This is a genomic window from Streptomyces sp. NPDC058335, assembly GCF_042723915.1.
Classification (GTDB): domain Bacteria; phylum Actinomycetota; class Actinomycetes; order Streptomycetales; family Streptomycetaceae; genus Streptomyces.
Genome location: NZ_JBHXHX010000001.1, coordinates 569456 through 584141 on the forward strand (window position 1 = coordinate 569456; position 14686 = coordinate 584141).

The following is a 14686-nucleotide window of genomic DNA, read 5'->3' on the forward strand; positions in this document are numbered from 1 at the left end:
GTTGTTTCTTCTTCGCAAAGGGATGGGCGCCGCCCCCCGGCCCCCGGTTAAACCCGCCCTCCCCGGTTAGGGGGCGACGGGGGGGGGCCGCGGGCGCCCCGCGCCCCACGGGGTTCGGTGACTGCTCGGCCCGGGGCCGCTCAGTTCACCGCGCAGTTCTGGTCACCGAGCTTGAACGCGGCCGGTTTCGTGTTGGTGCCCGACCAGTTGCCCGTGAAGCCGAAGCTCACCGAGGAGCCCGCCGCCACATTGCCGTTCCAGCCGATGTTCTTGGCGGTCACCGTGGCACCCGACTGGGTGTGCTCGGCGTTCCACAGCTGGGAGACCGTCTGGCCGTTGGCGAAGGCCCAGTTGAGCGACCATCCCGACCAGGCGCTCGTCCCCGTGTTGGCGAGTCTCACGTCCGCCTGGAAGCCGCCGGACCACTGGTTGGTGATCGTGTACGTCACCGCGCAGGCGCCCGTCGGCGTCGGGTCCGTACCGCCACCGCCGCCCCCGCCGCCCCCGCCTCCGGTGTCCGAGCTGTCGCCGTAGATCACGCCCCGGCCGTTGGTCGAGACGTAGACCCGGCCGTAGACCCGCGGGTCACCCGTGATCGCGGCGCCGGTCCAACCCCACTGGTGGGCGTCGTCGTTGATCCGCGTCCAGGTCGCGCCCTTGTCCGTGGAACGGAAGATGCCCCGCACACCGGCGATCTGCGCGCTGGTGTAGAGCGTCTGGTACGAGGCGCCCGTGGCCGCCTTGCCGAAGCCGATGGTGTCGGCCTGTTCGACGCCGGGCAGCTTGGTGAAGCTCGCGCCGCCGTCCGTCGAGTGCCACAGCCCGTACGCCCCGTCGCTCGCACCGCCCGCCAGCCAGATGTCTCCCTTCGTGCCGGGCAGCGCCTGGAACCGCACGCTGTCCCCGCTGGGCAGTCCGGTCGCCGAGGAGGCGGTGAAGGTCGCGCCGCCGTCCGAACTGACGTAGAACCTGCCCGACTTGAAGCCGTAGAACGTCTTGGCGTCGACACGGTCGGACTCCACGATCGCGCCGGCCGGGATGCCGCTCGACGCCGACCAGGAGGTGCCGAAGCCCGTCGTGTGGTGCACGCCCGCGCCCGCCGGGCTCCACACGAAGCGGCTGCCGTCCGCCGCCGCGGCCACGGTCCCGCCGCCGCTCACCCCCGAAGGATCGGTGCCCGCGAACCAGTTGGCGCCGTTGTCCGTCGAGAACGCCACATGCGGGCCCGAGTCGAGATTGCCGGTCCGCACCACCGTGTTCGGGTTCGACTCGGCGAAGTCCAGGCTCGTCGTCGTGGTGAAGTTCGGCGAACCGAACATCATCGACGGGACCTTGGTCAGATCCGTGTGCCGGAAGCCGCCGATGTCACCGAGGGCGCTGAGCAGCGGGGCGCCGGCCGGTGGAGCGGCCAGGTCGTTGACCGCGGTCTCCTCCAGGCCCTGCACCATCGGCTTGATGGTGAACTGGGTGCCGGAGTCCCAGTTGGTGAGGTTCTCCGTGCCGTAGACCGTCGCGCCCGTGCCGTACATCATCCGGTTCGAGTCGAACGGGTCGATCTCCAGCGACTCCGTCATCCAGCCCAGCTTCGGCGTCTGCTCGGGCGGCGACGGGTTCGCTCCCCAGGTCAGCCAGGGGGAGGACGAGACGTCCATGGTGTACCGGTTCTGGCGGGTGGGATACGACGAGTAGTCCCAGGCCTTCGTCCAGGTGCCGCCGCTGTCCGTGGAGCGGAAGATCTGGGTGTCCGGCCACCAGGAACTGTAGGCGGTGGCCATCACCGTGCCGGGACGCTGCCGGTCGAGCGTCAACCCGCTGAAGCCGTAGTAGGTGTCGGCCTCGGCCACCGGGCTGATGTCCGTCCAGGTGCCGGTCGCCGTCGTGTACCGGTACAGCCGGCCCTTGCCGCCGTCGTACGGGCCGCCCTTGTCGCTGTATGCGATGTACAGCTGGCCGTTGACGGTATCCAGTACACCCTTGTGCGCCAGATATCCCGTCGGCTGTCCGGCCACCCGCGACCAGGTCGCGCCCGCGTCCGTCGAGCGGTACACCGCGTTGCCGGTGTCCGCGACACCGACGTAGATCGTCTTCGTCGCGTTGCCCGACGTGCCCGTGGACTCGTCGAAGGTGACCCAGACGATGCCCTGGTTGTCGGAGGAGTAGCCGCTCGTGTCGCTCGGGTCCTGCACGTAGTTGCCCACGTTGGGGAAGTTCGCCACCTGCGACCAGGTGACACCCGAGTCCGTCGACCGCCACAGCCCCTTGCCGCTCGGTGCGCCCAGATACAGCACACTGTTGCGGTTCGGGTCGACGGCGAGCCGCTCGCCCATGCCCCGGCCGGGCATGTTGCCGCCCAGCTTGAACGGCAGATCCGTCTTCCGCCAGCTCGCGCCCCGGTCCGCGGAGCGCATCACGGCCCCGTTCCCCGGGTCCCAGCTGTTGGTGTACGTGCCCACGGCCGCGTACACCTTGTCCGGGTCGACGGAGTCGGAGGCCAGGCTCACCACGCCCGTGTGCCCCCAGTCCGCCCAGCCCACCGAGTCCAGCAGCGGCGTCCAGGTCTTGCTGTTCTGCTGCCAGCGGTAGGCGCCGCCGATGTCGGTGCGGGCGTAGGCGAGGTCCTTCTCCTTGCGGTTGAAGACGATGCCCGGGACGAAACCGCCGCCGTCGATCCGGGCGTTCTTCCAGGTGTACGACTCCGCCGCCAGGGTCGTCGTGGGGGGAGCGCCGTCGGCGGCCAGTGCGGGCGGGGTGCCGGCGAGCAGGCCGGCCGCGAGTGCCAGCGCGGCCGTGAGGATACGGGTTCTTCGCACGGTGGGGGTCCTTCCTCGCGAAGCCATGTGAGCCCGGATGAGGCCGGGGAGGCCAGGGGGCAGAGGTCAGAGGTCGGGTGAGGGGATCGTGCGGGAGGTGTCCTGTGGGAGGTGTCCTGCGGGAGTGCGACGACCGGGCGGTCCCCTGTGCGGGTGGGGACCGCCCGGCGCGGTACGCGGAGCCTTAGCGGGGGCTTATTCGAGAAGCTCCGCGTACGAGCCCATGGCCATGGCGATGTCCGCCTGGGCCCAGAACCGGTGGTACGTGAACACGGGCGCGGCTCCGCCCGCGAGGTAGCTCTCGATCTTCGACCAGGACGGGTCGTCCTCGTAGAAGGACCTGATCGAGTCGAAGGTCGAGGAGCCGTTGATCGGGTCGCCGTTCGGCATCGTGCCGGTCCAGCCGCTCGGGACGTACACGCCGTCGTCGAAGCGGTTGTAGTCGGCGCGGGTCTCGGGGACCGCGATGCCGAGGGCGTCCTGGTTGTTGTTCCACATGCCGTCCAGGAGCGCCTTGGCCGTCGACTTGGCCTCCGCGTCACCGGACTTGGCGGCGTAGTACGTCAGGGTCCTGGCGTACGCGGCGGCCACACCGACGTCGTTGGTGTAGTCGGCGACGGTGACATGGAGGCCCGTGTTGGCACCGGGACTCGACGCGTTCCAGGTGTCGGGCTGGCCCGACCACTGGAGGGTGGAGGGGATGAGGAAGGAACCGTCCGGGTTGACCGTGGTCTTGGACAGGGCCCAGTCGACCCATTTGTCCAGGACGACCTTGGCGTCGGCGTCACCCGTCTGCTGGTAGTACTCGGCCACCCGCTCCATCGACCACGCCTGGAAGCCGAACCACTGGTTGGACGGCGGGTCGTGGTAGACGGGCTGCTGGTCGTAGTACATGCCGTAGAAGGTCGACTTCCCGGCCGGGGGAGTCGCGTAGCGGCCCGCCCAGCTGTTCGTCGCGCCGCCCGCGATGGCGCCCTCGCTGGACTGGAGCCACCGGTAGAACTCCAGTTGCCGGTCCAGCGACTTGGCCCAGTCCGCCTGTCCCGTCGCCGACTTGGGCTTCAGGTCGGCGTAACTGCTGAGCGCGTAGGCGGCCAGGGGGTTCTGGTAGCCGCCGTGCGCGTGGCTGGAACCGATGCGCCAGGCCCAGCCGGCACTGGTGTCGGTGGCGCCGCCCCACGCGTAGTACCAGGACAGCAGGTAGTGCGAGGAGTCCTTGCCGGTGCCCGCGGGGCAGGCCGACGGACCGACGCAGTTGCCGACCTTCTTGAAGTACTTGTCGTACATCGCGTAGCGCAGGTAGTCGCCCATCTTGGCCGCCTTGGCGAGGGTGGCCGAGACCTGGCTGCCCTTGCCCTGCTGCTCCGCCCAGATGTCCGCCCAGTACGCGGCCTGCACGGCCCGCGCGTCGGCGTCCGGGGCGTTGGTGAACTTCCACTGCTTGGCGTAGGAGGCGTCACCGGTGAACAGGTCCAGGTAACCGTTCTTGCCGCCGTACGTGAAGTTGTCGCAGGTCGGCTGGGGCACCGTCTCCCACACCGACTCCTGCGCACCGCGCTGGAAGGTGTTGATGTACGACGGGCCGGTGTCGGACGGGCCGGCCTCGCACTTGCCGGGGGAGTTGCCGTAGCCGTAGACGTTGTCGACGTCCTGGAGCCAGTGCATGGCGTAGACGTCGTCCGTGCCGTACGCGGACTTCAGTTCACCGGCGATCGGATCCGGCCCCACCGACACCGCGGCGTCCAGCTTCGCCGGATACTCGTTGGGCGTGTCCAGTTCCGGCGCGTACGTCGCCGGCTTGGACGCGTTGTAGAAGGAGTTCGTCGGCTGGTCGGCGTGGGTGGGGATCATGTACTTCTCCATGATCTCCCAGGCGCCGTTGAACTTGGTCCAGTCGCCCGTGACCTTGCCGTACATCGCCTGCAGCCAGAGCAGATAGCTGTAGGCCTCCGAAGTGGTCTCGTGCCCGTGGTCCGGAGCCTCGACGATCAGCGTCTCCACCGAGTGGTACGGAATGCCCTCGGGGGAGAAGTAGCCGTTCGCCGGGTTGGTGATCTTGCCGTACAGCTCCAGGAAGCGCGCGTCGTACGCCTTCGACGCGGCGATCTGGGTGACCGTGACCGCGGCCTTCGCGTGCCCGGTCGCCGACGACTCGAAGGTCGCCGCGCCCGTGCCGGAGCTGTCGCCCGTGACGGTCACCCGCTGTGCGGTGTTCCAGTTGGACGGGGTGAAGGTCAGGCTCGCGCCGCCGGTCACCGTGAGTCCCGTGTTGCCGCTCGTCCGGGCGGTCGTCACGGTCACATTGGCCGACGGCTGGGTGGAAAGCCTTATCTCGTACGTTCCCGTCTTGCCCTGCTGGACGGCGAGCTGGGTGGTGGAGGCCACCACGGCCGGTCCCGAGGCGACCGTGATGCCGACGGGCGTGGACGACGCGGAGGCGCCCAGGCTGTCGTAGGCCTTCGCCACCAGCGAATGACTGCCCACGGTCAATCCCGAGGCGGACAGCGAGTACGGCGCGCTGGTGTCGGTGCCCAGCAGGGCCGTGTCGTCGTAGAACTCGACCTTGGTGATGGTGGCGCTGTCGGCGGCCGCCGCGGTGGCCGCGAGCGGCACCGCGGCACCCTGGGTGTAGACCGCGCCGGCGGCCGGGCTGGTCAGCACCGTGACAGGCGGCTGGTGGGCGCCGGTGCACGGAGTGCCGTTGACCGAGAAACTCGCGGGAGCGGCGTTGCTGCCGCTGTAGGTGAACTGCGCCCCGGTGCTGACCGCCGCGCCGGCGGCGATCGTCCCGTTGTAGGAGGCGTTGGTCACCGTGATCTGCTTGCCCGACTGCGACCAGCTGCCGTTCCAGCCGTTCGACAGCTTCTGGTCACCGGCGTAGGAGTACGCCAGGGTCCAGCCGCTGATCGGGTCCGTGCCGCGGTTGGTGAGGGTCAGATCCGCGGTGAAGCCGGAGCCCCAGTCGTTCGTCCTGTAATCCACGCTGCACTGAAGTGCAGCGGCCTGGGCGGGAGTTGTGCTCGTGCCCAGCATGGTCAGGGGGAGCGCGAGGGCCGCCACGACGGCGGTCCACAGTCGCCGCGCCCTGCGGCGTCTGCGTGAGGGATCCATGGTGCTGGTTCCTCCTTGCGGCTCGGAGAAGGGGGGGAGGAGCAACAAGCCTTGAACCAGTGGGAGCGCTCCCATAGTGGGGACGAGGGTGTGGGCGGTCAAGGTGCTTGAAGAGTCGAAAAGATTCGACAGGCGATGTTGAGGGAAAGTCAGTGACTCCCCTGTTCTTTGCCGACACTTGGCGCTAGCTTCGTTGACACCAGTGGGAGCGGTTCCATCAGTCGACGCGTCCGTACCGACGCGCCCGAGCTGTGAGGAGTCGCTCATGCGACACCCCCCGCGTTCAGTACTTTTAGCCGTCGCCGGCACGGTCGCCCTCGCCCTGGGCGCGACCCTGCCGGTGGTGACGGCACAGGGAGCCACACCCGCTTGCACGGTGGAGTACTCCGTCACCGGGCAGTGGGACGCCGGCTTCCAGGGGGCCGTGAAGGTCACCAACCACACGGTCGCCATGAGTGGTTGGACCCTGAGCTTCGACTTCGCAGCCGGGCAGAAGGTCACGCAGGGCTGGAACGCCAAGTGGTCCCAGTCGGGTACGGCCGTCACCGCGGTGAACGAGAGCTACAACGGCACCCTCGGCACGGGCGCGAGCGTCAGCGCCGGATTCATCGCCACGAAGTCGGGTGCCAACGCCGTACCGACGACGTTCGAGCTGAACGGCACGACGTGCAACGTCGACGCCGACCCGACTTCTCCGCCGACCCCTACCCCTACTCCCACACCCACTCCCACGCCGACGCCGACGCCGACGCCGACCGGACCGTCGGAGCCCGGTGACGAGCCGCCCGCGCTGCGGGTCTCCGGGAACAAGCTCGTGGACGCCGACGGCACCACCCGTCGCCTGCTCGGCGTCAACCGCTCCGGCGGCGAGTTCATGTGCGTGCAGGGCCGCGGCATCTTCGACGGCCCGGTCGACGACGCCGCCGTCCGGGCGATCGCCGACTGGAACGTCAACACGGTCCGCATTCCGCTGAACGAGGAGTGCTGGCTCGGCCTGTCCCACATCCGGCCCGCGTACGGCGGTCCGGACTACGTCGACGCGGTCAAGGATCTGGTGGCACGTGTCGAGGCGCACGGCATGACGCCGATCGTCGAACTGCACTGGACGTACGGCCGGTACACGGGCAACTCGGCCGGCTGCTCCGACGTGCACGCGAGCTGCCAGAAGCCGATGCCGGACATGCAGTACACACCGGCGTTCTGGAAGTCGGTGGCCGACACCTTCAAGAACGACCCGGCCGTGGTGTTCGACCTGTTCAACGAGCCCTACCCGGACCGCGCGACCTCCACGGCCACCCAGGCGTGGCAGTGCTGGCGGGACGGCGGCACCTGCGCCGGCATCGGGTACGAGGTCGCCGGTATGCAGGATCTGGTCGACGCCGTACGGTCCACCGGAGCCAGGAACGTGATCCTCGCCGCCGGGCTCGCCTACTCCAACGACCTCAGCCAGTGGCTGACGTACAAGCCGACCGACCCGACAGGCAACCTCGCCGCCGCCTGGCATGTGTACAACTTCAACTCCTGTGCCAACGAAAACTGTTGGAACTCCACACTCGCCCCCGTCGCCGCCCAGGTTCCGCTGGTGGCAGGGGAGATCGGCGAGAACACCTGCTCGCACGGATTCGTCGACCAGGTCATGAAGTGGTTCGACGACCGCGGACTGTCGTACCTGGGCTGGACCTGGAACACCTGGGACTGCTCCACCGGTCCGTCCCTGATCTCGCACTACGACGGGACACCCACCGCGTACGGCATCGGGCTGCGTGATCATCTGCGCGCCCTGAACGGCTGACACCGGCACCACCGGAACACCCGCCACCACGAGGGAAACGCGCATCACAACGCACCACTGCCACAACTGCACCACTGCCACCACTAGGGAAACGCGCACCAATCGACACCCGCAACCGAGAAGGAAACCCGCACTCATGAGCCGTAGCAGAACAGCGATACTCGCCGCGCTGGCGCTGGTCGCCGGTGCCTCCGGGACGGCCCTCGCCGTCGTCCCCGGTGACGCCGGCATCACCGCCGTGCCGTGCACCGTCGACTACAAGGTGCAGAACGACTGGGGAACCGGTTTCACCGCCAGCGTCACCGTCACCAACAACTCGGCCGCCAAGTCGAGTTGGGCCGTGAAGTGGTCGTACGCCGGGAACCAGAAGGTCACCAACGGCTGGAACGCGAAGGTCACCCAGTCCGGCACGGCAGTCACCGCCGCCAACGAGAGCTACAACGGCGCACTGGCGACCGGCGGTTCGGCCAGCTTCGGGTTCCAGGGCACCTACAGCGGCAGTAACGCGCTCCCGACGACGTTCACCCTCGACGGCGTCACCTGCAACGTCGACGGCGGCGGCCCCACCGGCCCCGGTCCGACGGATCCCGGCCCGACCGGTCCGGGCACCAAGGTCGACAACCCGTACGCCGGCGCCAAGGTGTACGTGAACCCCGAGTGGTCGGCGAAGGCCGCGGCCGAACCGGGCGGCAGCCGCATCTCCAGCCAGCCCACCGGCGTATGGCTCGACCGCATCGCCGCGATCAACGGCGTCAACGGCGGCATGGGCCTGCGCGACCACCTCGACGCGGCGCTGACACAGAAAGGCTCCGGCGAACTCGTCGTCCAGCTGGTCATCTACAACCTGCCCGGCCGTGACTGCGCCGCCCTCGCCTCCAACGGCGAGCTGGGCCCGACGGAGATCGACAAGTACAAGACGCAGTACATCGACCCGATCGCGTCGATCCTCGCCGACTCGAAGTACGCCGGGCTGCGCATCGTCAACACGATCGAGATCGACTCGCTGCCCAACCTCGTCACCAACACCGGCAGCCGGCCCACCGCCACCCCGCAGTGCGACGTGATGAAGGCCAACGGCAACTACCAGAAGGGCGTCGGCTACGCCCTGAACAAGCTCGGTGACGCGCCCAACGTCTACAACTACATCGACGCCGGACACCACGGCTGGATCGGCTGGGACGACAACTTCGCCCCCAGCGCCGCCCTGTTCAAGGAGGCGGCCACCACCGAGGGCGCCACCGTCAACGACGTCCACGGCTTCATCACCAACACGGCCAACTACAGCGCCCTGAAGGAGAACAACTTCACCATCAACGACAACGTGGCCGGCAAGTCGGTCCGCGAGTCGAAGTGGGTCGACTGGAACCGCTACGTCGACGAGCTGTCCTTCGCCCAGGGCTTCCGCAACCAGCTGGTGACGGCCGGCTTCAACTCCGGCATCGGCATGCTGATCGACACCTCCCGCAACGGCTGGGGCGGCACCGCCCGACCCGCCGGACCGGGCGCCACGACCACCGTCGACACCTACATCGACGGCGGCCGCTACGACCGCCGCATCCACATCGGCAACTGGTGCAACCAGGCAGGTGCCGGTCTCGGCGAACGTCCGCAGGCGGCCCCCGCGGCCGGGATCGACGCCTACGTCTGGATGAAGCCGCCGGGCGAGTCCGACGGCTCCAGCAGCGCCATCCCGAACGACGAGGGCAAGGGCTTCGACCGGATGTGCGACCCGACGTACACGGGCAACCCGCGCAACGGCAACAACCTGTCGGGCGCCCTGCCGAACGCGCCGGTCTCCGGGCACTGGTTCTCCGCCCAGTTCCAGCAGCTGATGCAGAACGCCTACCCGCCCCTGTCGTAACCGTCCGGCCCGCCGGGGACCATCGCCCCGCCCCTCCCCGGCGCAGTACCCGGCCGCTCCCGTTCACCGGGAGCGGCCGGGCCGCGTCATCCGGGAAACCGCATACGAATTTTTTGCTGCACCGGCAACAGAGGTGGCCTCCGGCCGGTGCGTCGGCGCACGCTGTCGGCATCCCGGACGAGAGGCTGACCACCATGGCGCACGAACAGCACCAACAGCACGGACAGCACCAGCACGGCGGTCAGGCCCACGAGGGCCACCACGGCCACGGGCACGGCGCCGAGATCGACTGGGCCGCGATGGCCCCGCATCTGGAGGCCCAGGCCGAACTGTTCATGCCCCTGTACGAGAAGGCCTTGTCCTGGCTCGGCAAGGAGGTGACCGAGCCGGGCCTGATCGTCGACGCCGGCAGCGGACCAGGCGTGGTGTCCTGTCTGTTCGCCGAGGTGTTCCCGGGCGCGCGGGTCATGGCCGTCGACGGCTCCGGACCGCTCCTGGAGCGGGCGCAGGCACGGGCCGGCCGGCTCGGACACGGCGACCGTTTCGGCACGCTGACCGGTGAACTCCCCGATGTGCTCGATGAGTTGGACTACCCCGCCGACCTGATCTGGGCCGGCCGCAGTCTGCACCACCTGGGCGACCAGCGCGCCGCCCTCGCGGCGTTCGCCGAGCGGCTGGCGCCCGGCGGCACCCTGGCGATCATGGAGGGCGGCCTGCCGAGCCGGTTCCTGCCGCGCGACCTCGGGTTCGGCCGCCCCGGCCTGGAGGCGCGGCTCGACGCGCTGGAGGCGGAATGGTTCGCCCGGATGCGGGCCGACCTGCCCGGAGTCGTCGGGGAGGCCGAGGACTGGGCCGCGATGCTGAGCGCCGCGGGCCTGAAGCACGCCCGCAGCCGCAGCTTCCTGCTCGATCTGCCGGCCCCCGCCTCCGACCGGGCCCGCGCCTACATCGCCGACTACCTCGGCCGGCTCCGTGACATCTTCGGCGACACCCTCGACCCGGGTGACCGGGCCGTGCTCGACCGGCTGCTCGACCCGCAGGACCCGGCGGGCGTGCACCGCAGGCCGGACGTGTTCGTCCTGGCCGCCCACTCGGTGCACACGGCCGTCAAGCCGCTCCAGTAGCAAGGGACTTGACTTGGAGAGCGCTCCAAGTGATGGACTCCGTGCCGTTCACGCAACGCACAGGGGGTACACCATGAGCAGTTCTCCGGAGACGTCAGGCGCACCGGACGCGACGGCCGCACCCGTCGCCCTCATCACCGGCGGCGGCAGCGGCATCGGCGCCGCCGTCGCGCGGCGCCTGCTGGACGCCGGGTACCGGGTCACCGTCACGGGCCGCGGCGAGGAGCGGCTGCGCGCCTTCGCCGCGGAACTCGGTGAGCCGGAGGGGCTGCTGACGGTCGTGGGCAGCACCTCCGACTACGACCACGTACAGTCGGCGGTCGACCGTACGCTCAAGGAGTTCGGCCGACTGGACACAGTCGTCGCCAACGCCGGCACCGCCACCCACGACTCCGTCGCCGAAGGCGACCCATCCGGCTGGACCGACATGGTCCTGACCAACGTGCTGGGCCCCGCCTTCCTTGTCCGCGCCTCCATCGACGCGCTCAAGGAGACCCGCGGCCGGATCGTTCTGATCGGCAGCGTCGCCGGCTTCGTGCCCACCCCGGGCAACATCTACGGCGCGACGAAGTGGGCGGTGACCGGGCTCGCCGAGAACACCCGCCGGCAGGTCACCGAGTGGGGCGTCGGCGTCACCCTGATCGCCCCCGGCCGGGTGGAGACCCCCTTCTGGGACAGCTACGGCAGCCTGCCGACCGGGCATCTGCTGACCGCCGACCAGACAGCCGACTCCGTCGTGTGGGCGATCCGCCAGCCCGAGGGAGTCGACATCAACACCGTCGTCGTACGCCCCGTCGGACAGCCCAACTGACGTCCGCGGGACAGCCCGACCGGCGCGCGAAGGGGCACCCCTCGGCCGGAGGGGCGCCCTTCGTGTGCTGTCCCGCTGCCGTCCGGGGACTCAGCCGGCGCCGAACGTGGCCGGGTCCGGGCCGATCCGCCGGTCCTCGTTCAGCGCGCTGATCGCGGCCAGGTCCTCGGTGTCCAGGCTGAAGTCGAACACCTCGATGTTCTCCTTGATCCGCGACGGCGTCACGGACTTGGGGATCACGATGTTGCCGAGCTGGAGGTGCCAGCGCAGCACGACCTGGGCCGGGGTGCGGTTGTGCTTTCGCGCGATGGCGACGATCGCCGGCACTTCCAGCAGCCCCTTGCCCTGGCCCAGCGGGGACCAGGCCTCGGTGGCGATGCCCCGCTCCGCGTGGTACTCCCGCGAGGCGTGCTGCTGAAGGTGCGGGTGCAGCTCGATCTGGTTGACCGCGGGGATGACCGAGGTCTCGGCGATCAGCCGCTCCAGGTGCTCCGGCAGGAAGTTGGAGACGCCGATGGCCCGGGTGCGGCCGTCCGCGAGGAGCTTCTCGAACGCCTTGTACGTGTCGACGTAGGCACCGCGGGCCGGCAGCGGCCAGTGGATCAGGTACAGGTCGAGGTAGTCCAGGCCCAGCTTCTCCAGCGAGGCGTCGAACGCGCGGAGCGTCGCGTCGTACCCCTGGTCGCTGTTCCAGAGCTTGGTGGTGACGAAGAGGTCCTCGCGGGCCACGCCCGAGGCGGCGAGAGCCTTGCCGGTGCCCTCCTCGTTGCCGTAGATCGCCGCTGTGTCGATGCTGCGGTACCCGGCCTCCAGCGCGGTGGCCACCGCCTGTTCGGCCTCGTCGTCCGGCACCTGCCAGACACCGAAGCCCAGCTGGGGCATCTCGACGCCGTTGTTCAGGATGATCGGGGGGACCTTGCTGCTCACGAGCTCTTGATCCTTCGGTTGTCCGTCATGTGGTACTCCCATGGTCAACGATCACGGGGCGTGATGCATTCCTGACCCCGGAATCCGCGGCCCGGTATGCCGGGTCCGGGACTCACTTCCGGTACAGCGCGTCGACCTCGTCGGCGTACGTGTTCTCGATGGCCTTGCGCTTCAGTTTCAGGGACGGGGTGAGCAGGCCGTGCTCCTCGGTGAACGGCTGGGCGAGGATGCGGAAGGTGCGGATCGACTCGGCCTGCGAGACGAGCGTGTTCGCCGCCACGACGGCCCGGCGCACCTCGGCCTCCAGGTCCGGGTCGCCTACCAGTTCGGCGGGCGGCAGCTGTGGCTTCCTGCGCATCTGGAGCCAGTGTTCGACGGCTTCCTGGTCGAGGGTGACCAGGGCGGCGACGAACGGCCGGTCGTTGCCGACGAGGATGCACTGGTGCACCAGTGGGTGGTCCCGGACGCGTTCCTCCAGCAGCGCGGGTGAAACGCTCTTGCCGCTCGAGGTGACGAGGATCTCCTTCTTGCGGCCGGTGATGGTGAGGTAGCCGTCCTCGTCGAGGGAGCCGAGGTCGCCGGTGGCGAGCCAGCCCTCGTGCAGGGTCTCGTCGGTGGCCTTGGGGTTGTTGAGGTACCCCTGGAAGACGTTGTCGCCGCGCAGCCAGATCTCGCCGTCGTCCGCGATGTGCACGGTCAGGCCGGGGATGGCCTGGCCGACGGTGCCGTAGCGGGTGCGTCCGGGCGGGTTGGCGGTGGCGGCCGCGGTGGTCTCGGTCAGGCCGTAGCCCTCGTAGATCTGCACGCCCGCGCCGGCGAAGAACAGGCCGAGCCTGCGGTCCATCGCCGAGCCGCCGGACATGGCGTGCCGGACGCGGCCGCCCATGGCCGCGCGCACCTTGGAGTAGACGAGCTTGTCGAACAGCTGGTGCTGCATGCGCAGACCCGCCGTGGGGCCCGGTCCGGTGCCCCACGCCTTCGCTTCCACGGCCTCCGCGTAGTTGACGGCCACCTCGACGGCCTTCTCGAACGGCCCGGCCCTGCCCTCCCGCTCGGCCTTGCGGCGCGCCGCGTTGAAGACCTTCTCGAAGATGTACGGCACCGCGAGGAAGAAGGTCGGCCGGAACGCGGCCAGGTCGGGGAGCAGGGCGGCGGCGTGCAGCTGGGGCTGGTGGCCGAAGCGGACCCGGCCGCGGATCGCGGCGATCTGCACCATCCGGCCGAAGACGTGCGCGAGCGGCAGGAACAGCAGGGTCGCCGCCTCGTCGCCCTTCTTGGAGTGGAACACCGGCTCCCAGCGCTCGATGACGGTGTCCGCCTCGAACATGAAGTTGCCGTGCGAGATGACACAGCCCTTGGGGCGGCCCGTCGTACCGGACGTGTAGATGATCGTCGCGGTCGAGTCCGGGGTGACGGCCTCCCGGTGCCGGTGCACCACCTCGTCCTCGATGTGGGCGCCGGCGTCGTACAGCTCCTGCACACACCCCGCGTCCAGCTGCCACAGCCGGTGCAGCCGGGGGAGGCGGTCGATGACGGTGGCGATCGTCATCGCGTGGTCCTCGTGCTCGACGATCGCGGCGGTGGCCTCGGAGTCGTACAGCATCCAGAGGCACTGCTCGGCCGAGGACGTGGAGTACACGGGGACGACCTGAGCGCCGATGGTCCACAGGGCGAAGTCGAAGAGGGTCCACTCGTAGCGGGTGCGGGACATGATCGCGACGCGGTCGCCGAACCGGATGCCCTGGGCGAGGAGGCCCTTGGCGAGGGCGAGGACCTCGTCGCGGAACTCGGCGGAGGTCACGTCCCGCCACTCGCCCCGCTCGTCCTTGCGGCCCAGCGCGATGTGGCGCGGGTCGTCCTGGGCGTGCTGGAACACGACGTCGGCCAGACCGCCCACCGGCGGTGCCGACGCCAACGGAGGGTTGGTGAACTCGCGCAAACCCCGCACCCCGCTTCTCATGGCCGCACAGCGCCGTGAAAGCTACCCCACCCCCGCGCGGGGCGGGAGGGGTCCGGAAAGCGAGCGATGCTCTCGTCCGCGCCGGTCGGTGCGGGAAAATGGGCTCACATGCGGAAGGGTCGGACAGAAAACTGACCGAAGAGTAAGTTTCGGTGCCGTAATCTCCACCGAATCTGCCCGACCCGCTTACGCTGCCCGACCCCGGCGCGAAAAGTCGGCGGCGCGTCGGTGCCCTCCCTCGGTCCAGCGCCGGAGCAATCGATTCCGTTACGCCGTCGTCCCCGCCGCGC

At 69.5% G+C, this 14686-nt stretch carries 8 protein-coding genes; 4 read left to right on the forward strand and 4 right to left on the reverse strand.

Translation table 11 applies throughout. The features are described from left to right. Nucleotides 1-140: 140 nt before the first annotated feature. Both ACFWJX_RS02525 and ACFWJX_RS02530 read right to left on the reverse strand, forming a co-directional pair. Nucleotides 141-2810, reverse strand: coding sequence for a cellulose binding domain-containing protein (locus tag ACFWJX_RS02525; protein ID WP_383235620.1), 2670 nt, complete (start codon nt 2808-2810; stop codon nt 141-143). A gap of 195 nt (nt 2811-3005) precedes the next feature. Next, nucleotides 3006-5921 carry a glycoside hydrolase family 48 protein gene (locus ACFWJX_RS02530; RefSeq protein WP_383235622.1) on the reverse strand — a complete coding sequence of 972 codons (2916 nt, stop codon included), beginning with the start codon at nt 5919-5921 and terminating at the stop codon, nt 3006-3008. A 265-nt stretch (nt 5922-6186) separates the two neighbouring features. Between ACFWJX_RS02530 and ACFWJX_RS02535 the strand changes: the two genes are divergently transcribed. The 4 genes from ACFWJX_RS02535 (at nt 6187) to ACFWJX_RS02550 (ending at nt 11509) form a co-directional block, all read left to right on the forward strand. Beyond that, nucleotides 6187-7713 carry a cellulase family glycosylhydrolase gene (locus ACFWJX_RS02535; protein ID WP_383235625.1) on the forward strand — a complete coding sequence of 509 codons (1527 nt, stop codon included), beginning with the start codon at nt 6187-6189 and terminating at the stop codon, nt 7711-7713. Between the two features lie 136 nt (nt 7714-7849). Continuing rightward, a complete protein-coding gene (locus ACFWJX_RS02540; protein WP_383235627.1) occupies nt 7850-9574 on the forward strand; it encodes a glycoside hydrolase family 6 protein in 1725 nt (574 codons plus the stop codon). Between the two features lie 194 nt (nt 9575-9768). Beyond that, nucleotides 9769-10698, forward strand: coding sequence for a class I SAM-dependent methyltransferase (locus ACFWJX_RS02545; protein ID WP_383235630.1), 930 nt, complete (start codon nt 9769-9771; stop codon nt 10696-10698). A gap of 73 nt (nt 10699-10771) precedes the next feature. Beyond that, on the forward strand, nt 10772-11509 hold the full coding sequence (locus tag ACFWJX_RS02550) for an SDR family oxidoreductase (RefSeq protein WP_383235633.1): 738 nt from the start codon (nt 10772-10774) through the stop codon (nt 11507-11509). Between the two features lie 90 nt (nt 11510-11599). Here the strand turns inward: ACFWJX_RS02550 and ACFWJX_RS02555 are convergent, their stop codons facing one another. Continuing rightward, nucleotides 11600-12436 carry an aldo/keto reductase gene (locus ACFWJX_RS02555; RefSeq protein WP_383235636.1) on the reverse strand — a complete coding sequence of 279 codons (837 nt, stop codon included), beginning with the start codon at nt 12434-12436 and terminating at the stop codon, nt 11600-11602. 112 nt (nt 12437-12548) lie between these two features. Next, complete coding sequence (locus ACFWJX_RS02560; protein WP_383235639.1) at nt 12549-14375, reverse strand: AMP-dependent synthetase/ligase; 1827 nt, start codon at nt 14373-14375, stop codon at nt 12549-12551. Between the last annotated feature and the right edge of the window lie 311 nt (nt 14376-14686).